The following is a 16,538-nucleotide window of genomic DNA, read 5'->3' on the forward strand; positions in this document are numbered from 1 at the left end:
CGTGAGCGATGCGCCAACATAACGGAGGGGGTAATGAGTCTCCAGTGACTCTCCGTGCTCAGTCTGCGCAAGTTCTGCCAGAAATCGCGCACGATGGCTGCTGGCCGGGGATGCCCGCGCGAGAGCCGACGCCATCGGGAAAGCTATTTTCCGGGGTTTGCGGCGCGTCCCAGTTCCTGCGAACGCGTCGTCGCCGCCTCGACCGCGTTCATCAGCGTTCCGCGCAGGGCGCCGCGCTCCAGTTGATGGAGGCCGGCGATGGTCGTTCCTCCCGGGCTGGTGACACCATCTTTGAGCGAACCTGGGTGTTCGCCGGTGTCCAGGACCATCTTGGCGGCGCCGAGGACGGTCTGGGCGGCGAGCCTGGTGGAGATGTTGCGCGGGAGGCCGCAGCGGACCCCCCCATCACTGAGGGCCTCGATCACCTGGAAGACGTAGGCCGGGCCGCTGCCCGAGAGGCCGGTCACGGCGTCCAGGAGCGGCTCGGGGACTTCGATCGCGATCCCGATGGTCGAAAAGAGGCGTTCGACCAGAGTGGCGTCGGCCTCGGTCGCCTTGGGGCCCCTTGCAAAGGCGGTGGCCCCTGCCCCAACCAGGCAGGGAGTGTTGGGCATCACCCGAATGACACGCGTGCCCGCACGGAAGGCGGCGGAGATCATCGCCAGGGGGACGCCGGCCGCTACCGACACAATCAGGTGTCTTGCTTCAACACTGCCGGAAATCTCGTTCAGGACCGACGCCATGTGCTGCGGCTTGACCGCGAGGACGATCACGTCGCTGCCGCTGACGACGACCCGATTCTCGGCGACGACCGGAGATCCGGTCGCGTTGGTGAATGCGTCGCGCATTGACGCCGACGGATCGCTTCCAGTGACGTGCGACTCGCTGACGAAACCGGCCCGGATGAGCCCCTGTGCAATGGCGGTCGCCATCCGTCCGCAGCCGATAAAGCCAACTCGAACTGTTTCCACTGCGGACATGACAACCTGATCGCTGGAAGAACTGATGACTCGAAATGTCTGGGGGCTGTTAGGCCTGCTTTGCACTGGCGGAGCCAGTGCCACCCGGTGGTTCTCAGGTGATGCTTAACTTGTACATGCGGAGGGCGTTCCCGGACCACAGCTTCTCCTGGTCCGCCGCGGGACGGCTCGAAATGATCTCGCGCAGGGCTGCGACCCATTGCTGGAGAGTTGCCCGCGTCAGGCAGACCGGCCAATCCGAACCGAAGATCACCCGGTCAGGGCCGAAGACTTCCAGGCAATGATTGATCACGGGGGCCAGAACCTCTGCATCCCAGACCAGGGGAGCGCGGGCGACGAGCCCGGAAATCTTGCAGACTGTATTGGGGAGCGCTGCGAGCCGTTCCATCGCTCGCTTCCAGTCGTCCGCCGAATGCGATGGCTTTCCGGCGACATCTCCCTTGAGAAACGCCTTGGGATCGGCGTTCCCGCAGTGATCGATCACGAATCGCGTCTCCGGGCACTGCGCGGCGAGTTTCGCACCGTCCAGCAATTCTCCCGGTCGCATGCACAGGTCGAACGTCAGTCCCCGTTCCCCCAGCACCCGCATTCCCGCGACAAACTTCGGATCGAGGCAGGTTCCCGGAGGTGTGCCGGCATGCAGGACCTGTCGCACGCCCTGCACGGACTTCGACGCGGCATGACGGGCGATGTAGTCCCCAAAGGCGTCCGAAGAAGGCCGGCCTCCGATGATCGCCCCGACCATCGTCGAGTTCTTCGCGCCGCACCAGGCGATTGCTGTCTCGGCTTCGCGATCAAGATCGGCCTCGGCCGCAGCGATCTCCATGTAGATGGACCGCACGTTGAGACCTCGAGTGGCTTCGCGGTACTCGGCCGGGCCGTAGGACAGCCGCAGGATTCCCGCCGCGCCGCCGACCCAGGGGGGATCGATCTGGTCGCGGACCCACAGGTGCTGGTGGGTATCCACGATGAGCTGCGGGCCGACGGGATCGGCTGCGCGGGCGGCGTGCCCGAGAGCCCAGAGGACGGCAGTGGAAGTCGTGAGGAATTCTCGGCGGCGAATGCCCATGGAAACATCCCGGCGCAGGACGGAAGTCACAGGCGGCGCATCGTATCGAAACTCACCCGACGCCGCGCTTGTTGTCGTAGGCATCGAGGTCGCGCATGAAGAGCGCGAGCGACGCCTGGAGCGTTTCGCGCTTGATCTTCCACTCGGGCGCATCCTCGGTGTACTTGCTGCAGTGATCCACGAGCAGCCGGTACATGAATTTGAAGAGATGCCGCGGTGCACGGAGCCGATCGAACAGGGCGATCAGTTCGGCGTCGGTGATCGTCGGGTCAAAGAGGTCGCGAACTCCGGGCTTCTTCTCGGCGAGACGGGCGCAGGCCCGCACCCGATCGTTGGCGATGTCGAACAGCCCCTGCCCCGTCCACGTGAGGGCCGGAATCAGGTTTTGCTTGTCGAGTCGTGATCGCTCATAGAATTCCTTCTCCTGGCGGTTGAGGTATCCCACAACGGCCGACGGAAGCAGGAGCTTGAAGGCGATCCCCGGATGCTTCAGGAACTTGTTGTCGAACACGGGCCACAGGAGGTCCCGCATCCGTTCCGGAGAACCATTCACCAGGTGCGGTTCGTCAACCCGGTCGACGAGCACCACGATGCTCGTGAATCCGAGCGTCCGCAAGACACCCTGCAGTTTCGTGAGCAGTTCGTAGCGATCGTCGCCCCGATTACTGGCCGGCAACGGCTGACCGATGATTTCCGATCGTTCGAAGAACGACAGGATGCGGCGGACGGCGAGCACCTGAAGATCGACGACCCGGACCTGCCGCGTGATGCGCCAGGACTTCCAGAGCACCCACATCTGGTGCAGCAGGAACGGCGTCCACCCTGCGGCCACAATCACCCAGGCCCACCAGGTGGACAACATCGTGACGAGGTCGCTGAACCTATAGAAGCCGGCGACGACGCCCGCGGTGACGGCCAGACCCAGAATGCGATCCCACCAGGTCTTCCAGGTTCCGAACCGCAACTTCTTCTTGAGGGCAACCCATCGTCGCTTCGCGCCGATCTCACGGCTCGCGTCGTAACAGGCGGCCAGGAGCAGGATGTCCCGCTTCTGCGGCCGGGTGAGCGCGGCGACGGCGTCGGGGCTGATCGCCATCGAGTCGGGACCGCCGTCCTGTCCTTCCTTCCTCAAGGCATCCGCGAGGCGGGTCACTGCCAGTGAGAGGATCGCGTCCATGTGGTCCAGCAGACGCCACGACTGCAACGCCTTCTCGGGGCGCCGGCGGCGTCCGTTGAGCCGTTCGCGAAAGTTGTCGAGGAACGGGTTGAAGTCGTCGTACTCGACGATGAACGCCCGGGCGGTCGGATTCTTCTGGTTGTATTGATCGAGCCGGCCGGTGAGCTGCAGCCGCATGGCGGTCTTGCCGCTCCCCTGCTCTCCGAAGACGACGGCGGTCGACGGGGTGGCGGGGTCGCCGTAGACCTTGTCCCAGGCGGGGTGGTACGTGCCCGTCAGGCAGTGTTCACGAAAGACCTTGTCCGATTGCGCATCTTCCTGTGCGAACGGGTTTTCCGTAATTCCGTAGTGATCGAGAAACTGATGAACCTTCATGCCGGCTTTCCGCAAGCGACGTCGGGCGGCCCTCCATCCCGGTCGCGAATCAAAGTGTCCCGCGGGGGCTCCGCCCGTCGGTGAATTGCCGCCAGTGTCGCACGTTCGCCGTGCGGGACAATCGTAGGCTGGGAAATTGAGGCAGGATTTGCGGGTTTCCCGGCGGGAACGACGACGACGCCAGTCGTAGGTTCCCGGCATGGCCTCCACCAATGAATAACGCCCGGTCTCTTTCGAGCCGGGCGTCATTGATGGGGGAGATTGTGACCGGTGGGACCGTTAGTTCAGGCGGACCATCGGGTCGTTCGCGATGTTGGTCTCCATGCCGGCAGGAGCATATCCGGTGTTCATCATTTGGAAGTTCTGGCCTCCGAAGGTGCGGTTCGGGGCGACCTGGCCGAAGCTGGACGCTCCATTGAAGCCGGTGTTCATGTTCCCGTTGAAGCCGTTGTTGGTGTTCCAGGCCGGGGCCTGGTCAAGATTCAGGCTGGGAAGCGTGGAAGCTGTGGCCGGACGGTAGTTCGTGTTGCTGTAACCGACAGCCGGGACACAGCCGTTCGGGCCGCACTGCATGCCGCCCGTGGGGCAAATCGTCTGGCAGCCGTTGGGGCCGCAGATCGTGCGGCACTGCGATGACTGAGCGCCGTGGATGCACTGCCCTGTCGGGCAGGTTCCAGTCGGGCAGGTCGCGGTCGGGTAGCTGGCGGTGTAAGGAGTCGTCGGGCAATTGCCGGTCGCACAAGGGCTCACGCCGTAGTTGGTCGTATAGCTCCGGACGCCGCAGTTGCCGGTGGCACAGGGCTGGGTGTAAGCCGGAGCGGTGTAGACCGGGTAGCTCTGGTTGTAGCCGCCGAACAGGCCCTGGGCCTGAGCGGTCGGGGCGTTCAAGGAAATCATCGCGGCGGCAGCCGCACACAGGGTGGTCAGGCGGGTCACGTTCATTGGATCTCTCTTTCACCGCGAGGGCGCTGGGGAACTCATCGTTCTGTGCAGTCGAAGTTGACTGTTGACGAAACGAGGAATCGCGAAGCGCGTGCCGAAACGATGAAGTGCCTGTTGAGAGCCCGGCTGGACAAGCTGCGTAAACCCTGCGGCCACCCAGACGACCGCGTTCGAATCGGCTTGATGACTCGCGCCGTCACAGCGATGAATTGAGCCGTGAAACGCGTGCCGAAATTACAACGGCGCACGACGACTTACGGAAGGAAACGACAATTCGCTATCGATCCTGCGCTGGGATTTGCCTTGCACAACCGGCGGAAGCTGCCGATTCAGGATGACATCCGACGGACGACTTCCATGATGCGGTCGAAGTCGTTTTCGACGACAACCGGAGAGTTCTGGAAGACTCGGCGGGTGACCCCCTTCTCCACCAGCTTCGGCGACTCTTCGACGGCGTGGTAGCCGACGGTGGCATCCGGGTCCTTGAGCTGATGCCCGGTGAGAATGCAGACGACGCGGTCGCTGGCGCCGATCACTCCCTGCTGGCGAAGGAGCTTCGCCCCGGCGACGCTGGCGGCGCTCGCCGGCTCGCAGCCAAAGCCGCCCGCGCCGATGATCGCCTTGGCATCGAGGATGTCCCCGTCGGCGATTTCACGGACGACTCCCTGGCAGGCATCGAGGGCCCGCAGGCATTTCTTCAGGTTCACCGGCCGGTTGATCTCGATCGCGCTGGCGAGTGTATTGGCCCGGCGGTTCCGGGCGTCCATATCGGTGTAGAAGGCATCCATCAGAGTCTGGTCGGGCCGGCCACCGTTCCAGCGGAGCCCGCGACGGTCGTAGAGCTCGTAGAGCGTATTTGCGCCGGCGGCGTTGATGACGGCGAGCCGCGGGAGCTCGCTGATGAGCCCGAGGTGCTTGAGCTCGATGAGGGCCTTGCCGAAGGCGCTGGCGTTTCCGAGGTTGCCGCCGGGGACCACGATCCAGTCCGGCACTTCCCAGCGGAGGCCTTCCAGAATGCGGAAGATGATTGACTTCTGCCCTTCGAGGCGGAACGGGTTCACGCTGTTGCAAAGGTAGATGCCGGCCTGCTGGCAGACGTCACGCACCTGTTTCAGCGCATCGTCAAAGTCTCCCTTGATCTGGAGCGTCATGGCCCCGTAGTCGAGGGCCTGGGAGAGCTTGCCGTAGGCGATCTTGCCGCTGCCGACGAAGACGAGGACCTTGAACAGCCCGGAAACGCCGGCATAGATCGCCAGCGAGGCGCTGGTGTTTCCAGTGGAGGCACAGGCGGCGACCTTCGCTCCGACCATCCGGGCGTGCGTGGACGCGGCGGTCATGCCGTTGTCTTTGAAGCTGCCGGACGGGTTGAGCCCCTCGTACTGGAGGTGGAGCAGGCCGTGCTTCAGGCCGACATACTTTCCGATCGCATCCGACTGCTGGAGGATCGTCTGCCCTTCCCCGATGGTGACGATCTGGTCGTCAGGGGCGAACGGGAAGAGTTCGCGGAAGCGCCAGACCCCGCTGAAATCGAGGGGGTTGTGGCGGTTGGCCCAGCGTTTTTCGAATTCGTTGAGCGAGGCCGGAACGGGGACGCGGTTCCAGTCGTACTCCACGTCGAGGAGATCGTGGGAGGTGGGACAGGTCGACAGAACCTGCGAAACGTCGAAGGTTTCGGCGCAATCAGGCGAGATGCTGGTCTGGAAAGCGATGTCGGAAAGCGCTGGCATTGGTTCGCGAATCTGTTCACAAAAAGTCAACTGGCCGGTCGTCGTCGGCAGGACTGCATGATAGCGACTGCCGTCGGAGGACATGCCCCTGGACACGGGAAAATCAAATGAGGGGCGCGGTCATCGAATTCCGTTGCCTCAGAGGGGCGAAATCGACGGCGGGAACCGCGACGGAGCAAGAAGGGCGCGACGACCTGTGGGCTGTCCCTCAGGTCCTGTTTTCCCTGGGCAATCCGTGGGTGGACGGGCGCAATGATTCCGGGCTTGCCGTTGAGGACCGGCCGGCTGGAACCGGGTGTGAAACGGGCTTGCCCTGATCGTGCTCATCCTTCCCTCCACCAGACCGTGCGGGATTGCGCACGGAACTGCAGTGGAGAGCGGACATTGTCCGGCGGGCTTGATGTCCCTGAAACGAAAGCGGTTCCGTCACAGGAACGTGACAAGACCGTACAGGATGCCGACGGCGAGCCCGGTCGCGTGCGCGCCATTGGCGATGGGAAGCAGCCCGGAAAAACAGATCAGAGTCCAGACCCAGAACATGATGTGGAGTGACCGGGGGACGTGAAAACGGGTTTCGGGCTGGAGAAGCGATTTCATCCAGACATAGCCGTAGAGGGCGTAGCCCACGCCGGAGAGGCCACAGAACATGGGGCCGGCCCAGGCGTACTGGGCGAGATTGGATGCGCCGGCGCTGAGGATCGTCAGCCCGGCGAGCCGCCATGTTCCCCGGATGCGCTCGACGACGCTCGCGCAGACGTAGAACCATTGCAGGTTGAAGATGATGTGCAGGATGTGGCCGTGAATCAGCGCGGGCGTGAACAGACGCCAGACTTCTCCACGGGAGACCCAGAGGAGCGGGTTGTCGTCGGCCGGCGACCATGAGGCTCCTTCGGCGCTGACGTTGAGCGGAATGATCGCGAGTGCTCGGGAGAACTGCGTGGGGACGTGGAAGAAGCCGGTCAGTAGGGTGGCCGCGATGGACAGGACACAGATGAGGACTGTCCAGGGCTCGGGCGAAAATGTTGCGAGCCGCGAAGGGCGACGCGGCGCGGTCGGCGTCGTGGTCCGCGGTGCGGCGACCTCAGGAGTGGGGGCCGGCGGCGGGATGTCGATCGGGACGAACTCGCCGCGCTCATAGCGCTCGAGAACCTTCCGGATCTCTTCGACTCGATCTTCGTCGTACAGCCAGAATTCCGTTCCGGCGGCCGTCTGGTCGCGGCGGGCCTCGAGGCCCAGAGACTCGAGGTGGTGTGCAAACTGATCTGCAGCGGCTTTGCTTGTCAGGAGACCGAGACGACGCATGAAATCGGATTCCGGGTGATCTTCCGCTGCCAGAGTCCATCGGAACTGCGCAGCGGAAAAGAGACAAGATAGTGAAACGCGCGCAAGCGACCTAGAATCAGCCCGAAGCTTGTCACTTTTCGTCGCACGACCGCAGGCATTCCGCCCCGGCAGACTGGCCGAGTTCCCACGACGCCGAGCTGCCGGCGGAGCAGCGGGCTGGCGACGGAGTCTCCGCTTTCCCGATCGACGATTGCATTGCCAATGACCTTCGCAGATGGGTTTTCCGGCCGGGCATGCCGCCTGGTCCTTGCTTTGGCGATTGCGGCCTGCACGCCCCTTTTGGTGGTGGCCGAGGATGCATCGGCCATCGGGCGACTGAAACAGGACCTTCAGACGATCGCCTCCGACGAATACGAAGGGCGCGGAATCGGAACGCACGGTCTCGATCTGGCGGCCGACTATGTGCGTCGTGAATTCGCCGCGGCGGGGCTGGAAATGAACGCGGTCGACGACGGCGCGTTCCAGACGTTCGAAGTGCTCGACAAGGTGGAACTGGGAAGTCCCAACGAACTCGTGCTGACGGGCCCGGACGGCGCGAGAAAGATCCAGACGCTGGATACCGATTTCCGGCCGATGTCGATCAGCGGCTCCGGTGAGACCGCTGCCCCGCTGGTGTTCGCGGGATATGGAATCGAGTCGAAGGATCCGCCATACGACGACTTCGAGGGACTCGACGTGAAGGGGAAGACGGTCGTCATGCTGAGGCGGACGCCGCAGCAGGACCGGCATGACGGCTTGTTCGGCGGGCCGCATTCGCGCTCGGCGCGCGTCGCCGCGTTGAAGACCAAGCTGAGCAATGCCCAGCGGCGAGGCGCGGCCGCGGTCGTGCTGGTGAACGACGGATATACGGGGGAGTCCGCACGGGCCGATCTGCAGGAGAAACTCGGCAAGGCCAAGGATGCGATCGTGGCGGCGGCCGAGCCGTTCGCCAGCGAAAGCGACAGTTCACAGACGACCGAACGAAAGACCCTGACGGACGCCATGACGCACCTGAAGCGGCTGAATGAGCAGATCGCGGCTCATGACAGCGATCCGCTCGACAAGTTTGGAAGCAATGGCACTCCTTCGACGGGAGCGATCCCGGTCCTGCAGGTGAAGCGGGCGGTGATCGATGGTGTGGTGTTTGCGACGCTCGGGAAGCGCCTGGCGGACATCGAAAAGCAGATCGATGAGACGGGGAAGCCGGCGAGCGCTCCGCTCACGAACTGGACTGCGGAGATCACCGCCAGCGTCGACATGAAGATGGCGTCGGTGAAGAACGTCATCGGCGTGTCGCCGGGCAAGGGATCGCTGGCGAACGAGACGGTGGTCGTCGGCGCCCACTATGACCACCTGGGATATGGCGGAGACGGATCGCTGCAGGTCGGATCGCGGGACATTCACAACGGGGCTGACGACAACGCCTCCGGAACGGTATCGCTGCTGGAACTGGCGAGGCGGGTCAAACGCCTGGACTCCCCTTCCCGCCGGCGGATCGTATTCATTGCTTTCACCGGCGAAGAGCGCGGCCTGCTGGGATCGGCAGCGTACGTCCGAACCCCTGCTTTTCCGCTGGAGTCGACGGTTGCGATGATCAACCTCGACATGGTCGGTCGGCTGAAGGACGACAAACTGACGGTGTTCGGGACCGACACGTCGAAGGAGTGGAATTCCGTGATCGACAAGGCGGCCGGCGAGTACTCGCTGCAGATCATCAAGAAGCCCGAGGGCTTCGGCCCGAGCGATCACTCTTCGTTCTATGCGAAACAGATTCCGGTGCTGCACCTGTTTACGGGAACGCACATGGAGTACCACCGGCCGAATGACGACTGGCCGTTGATCAACTACGAAGGAATGGAACGCGTCGTGCGATTCACGGAGCAGTTGATCGATTGGGCGGCCACGTCCACGGCCCGTCCGACGTACGTGCAGGTGGCCGGGCGCGCGGCGCTTGAACGCACCGGAAGCCGTCCCTATTTCGGCAGCGTTCCCGACTTTGGAACTGCTGAAAAGGGCTACGCGATCAGCGGCGTGAGTGCTGGCAGCCCTGCAGAAAAGGGGGGGCTGAAAGGGGGAGACCTGATCGTCAAGCTGGGGGACGAGATGATCACCGGGCTGGAAGACTTCGACCTGGTGCTACGGAAGTTCTCCGCGGGTCAGCAGATTGACGTCGTCGTGAAACGCGGCGGGATGGAACTCACATTGAAGGTGACGCTCGCCGCCTCCCGTGAGTAGCGCGAGCCCGACCGATGCAGGCGCATGATGGCCGATGAACGGAAAGTGTTGATCACCGACGCCCCGTGGGGAGACGTCGCGATCGAAAGCGCGATCCTGAAACCGCATGGCGTGAGCGTGATCGCGGCGCCGAACGGCAGGGAGTCGACGTTGGCGGAACAGGCGAGCGACGTCGACGCGATCGCGACGTGCTGGGCGAAAGTGACATCGGCCGTCATCAATGCGGCCGCGCGTTGCCGCCATATCGCCCGCATGGGGATCGGCCTCGATAATATCGACGTCGCCAGCGCGACCGCGCGGGGCATGCTGGTGACGAACGTGCCTGACTACTGCGTCGAGGAAGTGGCCGATCATGCGATGGCACTGCTCCTTGCGAGCGTGCGCAACGTCGGCTTCTTTCATCACCGGATCAAGACGGGGGAGTATGACCTGAAGGCCGGCGCGCCGATGCACCGTCTCTCGGGCAGGACGCTGGGGCTGATCGGTTTCGGCAAGACGGCGCGAGCGGTTTTTCAGCGGGCGAAGGGGTTCGGGCTGCGGGTGATTGCCGCGTCGGCGAGCGGGAACGACTACGGAACGGGCTGCCGGATGGTTTCGCTCGATGAATTGCTCGCGGAGAGCGACCTGATTTCGATTCACGCCCCGCTGACGCCGGAGACGCGGCACCTCGTGAACCGGGGGACGCTGGCGCGATGCCGGAGAGGGGTCTTTCTCGTCAATACGTCGCGCGGGGGGCTGATCGACCAATCCGCCCTGCAGGAGGCCCTTGAATCGGGCCAGGTGGCCGGTGCGGGACTGGATGTCTTCGACCCTGAGCCACCGGACGTGAGCCAGCCGCTGCTGCGGAACGAGCGCGTGATCGCGACTCCTCATGCGGCGTTTGTTTCGGAGGAATCGCTTGTCGAGCTTCGGGAACGGGTGGCGCGGCAGATTGCGGATGTGCTCGAAGGAAGAACTCCGCCGCACGTGGTGAATGGCCTTCGCGTCGGCGACGGACCGTGACCTCAGGTTGAGTCACTTCCACTCAGCGAGACGCGAGATCAATTCCCTGCGGGAGACGATGACGTGGTCACTGGCTCGGGCTCGGCCGACTTGAAGTAGGCGTCCTTCGCGTACTGCCGCGCTTCGTACTTCTCATTCGCCTGCCGATAGGCATCGGCCTGCCACGGGCCTTCGTGGAGGGAAATGTGGTTCATTTCCAGCACGCGGCCGGTGCGATAGTGCAGTTCGAGGAGCGAGGTGTTGTATTCGATGAGCGACTGGATGTACTGGACTTCGGCGCGGGCCTGCATGTCCTTGGCGCGGAGGACCGATTCGAGCTGCGTGCGGCGGGAATCGGCCTGGTACTGCCGGTCGAGCGACTCGGCCCGTTCGAGGGAGGTGATCCAGCGGTTGTACGAGTTCTGGGCGGTGAGGTACGTGCGGTCGAGGGCGCGGAAGGCCGCGGCGACCTCGTGCGAGATTTCCTTCTCCTGCTCTTCCAGGAGCATCGTCGCCTTGGCTTTCCGGAGTTCCAGGTTGCGGACCTGGGCGAGGGCGAATCGCCGACCGACGGGGACGGAGAACTCGACGCCGACATTCCAGCCGTCGCGATCGCCCTGGAGCAGGTTGTCGTAGGCGTTGCCGAGATTCTGACCCGGCGCACCGCCATTGGTGGGACCGAGCAGGTTGTTTCCGAATCCGTTGAGCTGATAGCCGCCGACGAGATCAAGCCGCGGCATGGTGAGGTTGTCGGCGGCGAGGAGCTGGAGCGACAGGCTTTTCACGACCCATTTCTGCCGCCGGATTTCGGGCCGGCGAGCGAGAGCGTCGCGGAGGCAGTTGGCCCAGTCGGGGAGGATTTCGGCCGAGATCGGTTCATCGGCCGGCCGGATGATGCGGCCGTCGCTGATGGGGAGACCGAGCAGTCGGCGAAGCTGGGCTTCGGTGGAATACATGTTGTCGCGAGCGGCGAGCAGTCGGGCCTCGGTTTCGAAGCAGAGGTCGCGGGCTTCGGCGTTTTCGACGCCGCCGCCTCCGGGGCCTTCGACCCTGGTGCGGTTCTCCACGATCGTCCAGGCCTGTGCGGTTTCCGTGAGGAGCCGTTCTTCGACATCGAGCGCACGGTAGGCGAGGCTGAGCTGCCAGTAGAGAGTCTCGACGTCGCGGATGAAGTCGTGGATCGACTGCTCGAAGTCGGCGACGGCGATGTCGTTATTGATTCGCGAGATGATGACGCCCTGCTGGACACCCGTGACGCCCTGGATGTTGGTGGAGACGGGGCCGGCGATGCGGGTGAACTCCACTCCCCCGCCGGCCAGCAGGGGCTGGCGATACTCGGCGCGGAGGAGACCTGTGTAGACGGAGGGGAACAGGCGGGCGGAGGTGTTGTTGGCGCTATAGTCCCACGAATGGACCACGCCGACCTGAGCGCCGTTGGCCAGCCGTTTCTGGAGGCCTGAGCTGAAGTTGGCGGTGTCTTCATCAAGCGTGTCGCCCGGCTGCAGGCCTCCCGAGGTGAACAGGTTGTTCTGGATCGTGCGGTTCGTGCCCCAGGTCATCGAGGTGGTGAACTGGGCATCGAATTCGGAGAGGGCCGCTTCGACTCCGCGCTGACCGTAGAGGACCCCCGTCTCCTGGATGGCAGGATCGAGCGTGGTGGGCATGAAATCAGGATTGCTGAAGAGGGGATTGCCCGGCGACAGGAAGGCCCCGCTCTGCCGGATAATGCGGCTGTTCTTGAGGGCGATGTGGACGGCTTCGGTGAGGGTGAGGTCCCACACGTCGTCGACGCGCGTGCCGCGAAGGCGATGGGGCTCCATCGCATATTCGGAGACGGCGACGCCGGGATCGAAGACTTCGGCGTGGGCGATCCTGGTGGAATCGGCGATGTACTCGGCGGGAGCCGGGTCGCCCAGGAAGTGCTTCTTCACCGGGGCGGGATACTTGCAGGAATAGAGGAGCTGCAGGGAGACGCACAGGGCGACGATCACGACGCGACGGGCCGGCTGAGGGCGCACTACCCCCCGCGCGGATCGGTCGCTCGATCTCGAATGTTCATCGCCCTGACAACGCATCCAGTGGCCCCCTCCTGCGTTCTCGCCCCGATCGGCACTCCGTGCCGACTTGTGAAGCTGGGGTCTTTAACTTGACGCCGCGACATGGCGCGGGAACTCCGATGGTTCCTGCGGTATCACCTGTATCGGTTTTCCGGGGCGGAACATCGACGCGCCAGCGCGCAGTGCGGCCGACATTTTCGTTAAAAGCGGACATCCCGACCCAGTTCGCCCAGTCGCACGGGAGCGACCGGAAAGATCTGCCGAAGGGGGCAGCCTCAGGCGACGGGGATTTCGACGCGGAATACCGTGCGGCCCGGCCCGGACTCGACCAGGGTGATCCGCCCACGCGCCTCCTGCATCAGGCTGCGGCAGACGAACAGGCCGAGGCCCGTGCCCGTTTCCTTGGTGGTGACATAAGCCTCGAAGAGCTTCTCCTGCATGATCGCAGGGATGCCCGATCCGTTGTCGACGACATCGACCTGGACCGAGCCCTCGGACGAACGAGTCGCGATCTGCAGCTCGCCCCCCTCCTCCGTCGCGTCGAGCGCGTTGAGGATCAGGTTCAGGAAGACCTGCTGAAGACGGTCGCGGACGACGCGGACCTGGGCGGGGGAGGCGTCGAAATTCGTGACAACGGTTTTGCCCTTCATGCGCTTGTAGTACTTGGCGACGTCGAGCGCGGACTGGATGACCGCATGGACGTCGCACAGACCGGGGGCCTTGACGACGGGACGCGAGAAGTCGACGAGTTCCCGAAGAATTCCCTGGATCCGCCGCAGCTGTTCATCGATGAGGCCCAGCCGCTCGTGCATTTCGGGCTCGAGCTTCTTGCGGTTCATCAACTGGACGATGGAGCTGATGGCGGCCAGCGGATTGCCGACTTCGTGGGCGATTCCGGCGGCGAGCAGACCGAACGCCGCCTGTTTTTCCTGCTGCACGAGCATGGCCTGCGATTCCTGCAGCTGCCGCGATCGCTGGGCGATGCGTTCTTCAAGTTCGGTCTGGTTCTGCTGGAGCTCGCGGTTCAATTCCGAGAGGCGTCCGCCGGCATCCTTGAGCAGCCCCGTGAGCGAGATGCTGGCCCATGTCGCCCAGCCCATGAAAACGAGCATCAGCAGAAAGGAGTTGAGTTCGTCTCCCTGCGTCTGCGCGTGGTAGTAGGCCAGCACGCTGTAGCTGACGGCATGGAAGAGGCAGGTTGTATAGGTGATTGCCGGCGCGTACCGGATCGCGCAGACGAGGAGCGAGAGGAAGTAGTAGAAGCGGAAGGGACTGTCGATCCCCTTGTCGAACCAGCAGAGGGTTCCGATGAAGCCGGCTTCCATCAGCGAAATGAAGAGTGGCGCCTCGCCGAGGAACGCTTTGCCGCGAGCGCCCCAGAAGGTGTCGAGGACGGCGTAAATGGCGCCGAGGGCGAGGATCGCGTTGAGCTGCGCCTGGTGGGGAGGACTCGCGAGGACGTTGACGAAGACATACCCTACCGCCAATCCGAACCACCGGATTCGAATCGTGATCGCCTCGGCCGGAAGCCGCTGGGCGAGACCTTCGGGGATGGAAGCGGCGTTGATTGAGAACATGGAATTGCTGAAAACGGACCGCAAGCGGACGAATGTCGACGATCATCCCTGATTCCTGCGGGAATGTCTGCAATCGGCGCGGCCGGGCGGCCGGCCGATGAATGCACTGGTCACCGGCGGGGGCGGTTTCCTGGGCCGCTACGTCGTCGAGCAACTGCTGGCGGCGGGGGCGAAGGTCCGTGTCTATTCACGGCGACGATTCCCGGAACTCGAGGCACAAGGCGTCGTCAGCCTGGCGGGCGACCTGCGGGACGCCGGTCGAGTGGCCGACGCGTGCCAGGGGGTGGACACCGTTTTCCACACGGCTGCCGTGCCGGGAATCTGGGGGCCGTGGTCTCTGTATTACGAGACGAACGTAGTCGGCACGCAGAACGTGATCGCCGGATGCGTGGCCTCCGGGGTCGCGCGGCTGGTTTACACCAGTTCACCGAGCGTGGTTTATGACGGGCGGCCACACGAGGGGGCGGACGAGTCCCTCCCCTTTCCGGATCACTTTTCCGCGCACTACCCGAAGTCGAAGGCGCTCGCAGAACAGGCCGTTCTTGCGGCCAACGGCTCTGCGGGGCTGCGGACGATCGCCCTGCGTCCGCATCTCATCTGGGGACCGCGCGACAATCACCTCCTGCCCCGCCTGATCCAGAGGGCCCGTCTGGGGCGGCTGCGGCAGGTTGGCGACGGGCGGAACAAGGTGTCGATGTCGTACGTGGAGAACACGGCGCATGCGCACCTGCTGGCGGCGAGCGCGCTGTCGGAGGGGCGCGCGTGCGCCGGGAAGGCGTATTTCATCAACGAGCCGGAGCCCGTGGTGCTGTGGGCCTGGGTGAACCAACTGCTGGCGGCCGCCGGGCTGCCGCCGGTGCGCGGGAAGGTTCCGACTTCAGTGGCGTGGATGGCGGGCGCCGGGCTCGAAGCGGTCGCGCGGCTGATGCGTTCGAAGAACGAGCCGATCATGACCCGATTCCTGGCGTCTCAGCTGAGCTCGTCCCACTGGTACCGGATCGACGCTGCTGCCCGAGATTTCGGGTATGGACCAGTGGTCAGCGCTGAGGAGGGGCTTCGGCGGACGACGCCGGATCTTCGACGGTGGGCGGGAGGGGGGTAGGAGTCGGGACTCGCGGAATTCTTCGGAGGGGCTTGGTGGGTGAGATCCCGCCGATGGGTCATTCTGGTTTTTTTGACTTCTGTTCCATCCGTTCGAGCTTCTGGGCGATTCTCGAGAAGTTATGGAGCCAGCGGTCGTAGTCTTCTCCTTTGAAGGCGAAGAACTCCTGCACCTGATGGTGCGGCAGCAGGAGGAAGCGTTCCTCGAGAAGTCCCTGGACGACGCATTCGGCGACGTCTTCGGGCGTGACGGCGCTGGTTGCCAGGAACTGGTGGATCGTGTCTTCGTCGTTCAGAAACTGTGTCTGGACACCGGCCGGGCAGAGGCAGCTGACGCGGATTCCGCGGCGGCGATACTTGATCGATAGCCACTCGGCGAACGAGACGGCGGCGTGCTTCGTGACGGAGTAGGCCGCTGAACCGACTTCGGTGAGGATGCCCGCGGCCGACGAGGTTTGCAGCAGGTAGCCTTCTCCGCGCTCGAGCATGGACGGGAGCACGGCGCGGGCGGCGTAGACATGGGACATCACGTTCACGTCCCACAAGCGCTGCCAGTCGTGATCCGGGGTACATTCGGTCCCTTTGACCGTAACTCCGGCGTTCGAGCAGAAGAGGTCGATCCGGCCGTGCTGAGCGAGAGTCAACGTGACCAGTTCGCGGACCTGGTCTTCGATGGCCACATTGCAGCCGATCGCCGAGGCCGGGTCGCCAAGTTCATGGGCTGCCGAGGAGGCCAGTTCGAAGTCGAGGTCGGCAACGATGACGGACTTCGCCCCGTCGTGGACGAATCGCTCGCAGAGAGCGCGGCCGATGCCGTTCGCTCCTCCCGTGACGACGATGACTTTCCCTGCGACCTGCATGGCAGTCCTTTTGCCAATGTGCTTCGATTCCAGCTCCGTGGTGTGCGCACGACCCCCATGGGCATCTGGGGCGTAATGTGAATCGCAACTGGATATCGGTCAATGACTTTTGCTGAAGTGGCGAAAAGGAAATG

At 64.0% G+C, this 16,538-nt stretch carries 12 protein-coding genes; 3 read left to right on the forward strand and 9 right to left on the reverse strand.

What is annotated here, in order from left to right:
• Positions 1-143: 143 nt before the first annotated feature.
• The 6 genes from proC to Pan44_RS16455 form a co-directional block, all read right to left on the reverse strand.
• A complete protein-coding gene (gene proC / locus Pan44_RS16430; RefSeq protein ID WP_145031095.1) occupies positions 144-980 on the reverse strand; it encodes a pyrroline-5-carboxylate reductase in 837 nt (278 codons plus the stop codon).
• Between the two features lie 94 nt (positions 981-1,074).
• Positions 1,075-2,049, reverse strand: a complete 975-nt coding sequence (locus Pan44_RS16435; protein WP_197453387.1) for an amidohydrolase family protein — start codon at positions 2,047-2,049, stop codon at positions 1,075-1,077.
• A gap of 52 nt (positions 2,050-2,101) precedes the next feature.
• On the reverse strand, positions 2,102-3,601 hold the full coding sequence (locus Pan44_RS16440) for a hypothetical protein (protein ID WP_145031097.1): 1,500 nt from the start codon (positions 3,599-3,601) through the stop codon (positions 2,102-2,104).
• 279 nt (positions 3,602-3,880) lie between these two features.
• On the reverse strand, positions 3,881-4,543 hold the full coding sequence (locus tag Pan44_RS16445; RefSeq protein WP_145031098.1) for a hypothetical protein: 663 nt from the start codon (positions 4,541-4,543) through the stop codon (positions 3,881-3,883).
• Between the two features lie 329 nt (positions 4,544-4,872).
• Positions 4,873-6,270, reverse strand: a complete 1,398-nt coding sequence (gene thrC / locus Pan44_RS16450; RefSeq protein ID WP_145031099.1) for a threonine synthase — start codon at positions 6,268-6,270, stop codon at positions 4,873-4,875.
• 426 nt (positions 6,271-6,696) lie between these two features.
• On the reverse strand, positions 6,697-7,572 hold the full coding sequence (locus Pan44_RS16455) for a rhomboid family intramembrane serine protease (protein ID WP_145031100.1): 876 nt from the start codon (positions 7,570-7,572) through the stop codon (positions 6,697-6,699).
• Positions 7,573-7,815: 243 nt separating this feature from the next.
• On the opposite strand from Pan44_RS16455, the gene Pan44_RS16460 reads away from it, so the two are divergent.
• A complete protein-coding gene (locus Pan44_RS16460) occupies positions 7,816-9,828 on the forward strand; it encodes a M28 family peptidase (protein WP_145031101.1) in 2,013 nt (670 codons plus the stop codon).
• Between the two features lie 24 nt (positions 9,829-9,852).
• Positions 9,853-10,830: a C-terminal binding protein gene (locus Pan44_RS16465; protein ID WP_231754076.1), complete on the forward strand. Its 978-nt coding sequence runs from the start codon at positions 9,853-9,855 to the stop codon at positions 10,828-10,830.
• Between the two features lie 38 nt (positions 10,831-10,868).
• Here the strand turns inward: Pan44_RS16465 and Pan44_RS16470 are convergent, their stop codons facing one another.
• Both Pan44_RS16470 and Pan44_RS16475 read right to left on the reverse strand, forming a co-directional pair.
• Positions 10,869-12,827 carry a TolC family protein gene (locus Pan44_RS16470; RefSeq protein WP_197453388.1) on the reverse strand — a complete coding sequence of 653 codons (1,959 nt, stop codon included), beginning with the start codon at positions 12,825-12,827 and terminating at the stop codon, positions 10,869-10,871.
• A gap of 314 nt (positions 12,828-13,141) precedes the next feature.
• On the reverse strand, positions 13,142-14,443 hold the full coding sequence (locus Pan44_RS16475) for a sensor histidine kinase (RefSeq protein ID WP_145031103.1): 1,302 nt from the start codon (positions 14,441-14,443) through the stop codon (positions 13,142-13,144).
• A gap of 97 nt (positions 14,444-14,540) precedes the next feature.
• On the opposite strand from Pan44_RS16475, the gene Pan44_RS16480 reads away from it, so the two are divergent.
• The gene (locus Pan44_RS16480) at positions 14,541-15,545 is read left to right on the forward strand and encodes an NAD-dependent epimerase/dehydratase family protein (protein WP_145031104.1); all 1,005 of its coding nucleotides are present in this window, start codon (positions 14,541-14,543) and stop codon (positions 15,543-15,545) included.
• Positions 15,546-15,603: 58 nt separating this feature from the next.
• Here the strand turns inward: Pan44_RS16480 and Pan44_RS16485 are convergent, their stop codons facing one another.
• Entirely contained in the window at positions 15,604-16,404 is an 801-nt protein-coding gene (locus tag Pan44_RS16485) for an SDR family oxidoreductase (RefSeq protein ID WP_145031105.1), read from the reverse strand.
• Positions 16,405-16,538: the final 134 nt, after the last annotated feature.

The sequence above is a fragment of the Caulifigura coniformis genome (assembly GCF_007745175.1).
GTDB classification, from domain to species: domain Bacteria; phylum Planctomycetota; class Planctomycetia; order Planctomycetales; family Planctomycetaceae; genus Caulifigura; species Caulifigura coniformis.

Coding starts and splice junctions, on each gene's coding strand:
- proC (WP_145031095.1), bottom strand. CDS start 980: ATGTCCGCAGTGGAAACAGTTCGAGTTGGCTTTATCGGCTGCGGACGG.
- Pan44_RS16435 (WP_197453387.1), bottom strand. CDS start 2,049: ATGGGCATTCGCCGCCGAGAATTCCTCACGACTTCCACTGCCGTCCTC.
- Pan44_RS16440 (WP_145031097.1), bottom strand. CDS start 3,601: ATGAAGGTTCATCAGTTTCTCGATCACTACGGAATTACGGAAAACCCG.
- Pan44_RS16445 (WP_145031098.1), bottom strand. CDS start 4,543: ATGAACGTGACCCGCCTGACCACCCTGTGTGCGGCTGCCGCCGCGATG.
- thrC (WP_145031099.1), bottom strand. CDS start 6,270: ATGCCAGCGCTTTCCGACATCGCTTTCCAGACCAGCATCTCGCCTGAT.
- Pan44_RS16455 (WP_145031100.1), bottom strand. CDS start 7,572: ATGCGTCGTCTCGGTCTCCTGACAAGCAAAGCCGCTGCAGATCAGTTT.
- Pan44_RS16460 (WP_145031101.1), top strand. CDS start 7,816: ATGACCTTCGCAGATGGGTTTTCCGGCCGGGCATGCCGCCTGGTCCTT.
- Pan44_RS16465 (WP_231754076.1), top strand. CDS start 9,853: ATGATGGCCGATGAACGGAAAGTGTTGATCACCGACGCCCCGTGGGGA.
- Pan44_RS16475 (WP_145031103.1), bottom strand. CDS start 14,443: ATGTTCTCAATCAACGCCGCTTCCATCCCCGAAGGTCTCGCCCAGCGG.
- Pan44_RS16480 (WP_145031104.1), top strand. CDS start 14,541: ATGAATGCACTGGTCACCGGCGGGGGCGGTTTCCTGGGCCGCTACGTC.
- Pan44_RS16485 (WP_145031105.1), bottom strand. CDS start 16,404: ATGCAGGTCGCAGGGAAAGTCATCGTCGTCACGGGAGGAGCGAACGGC.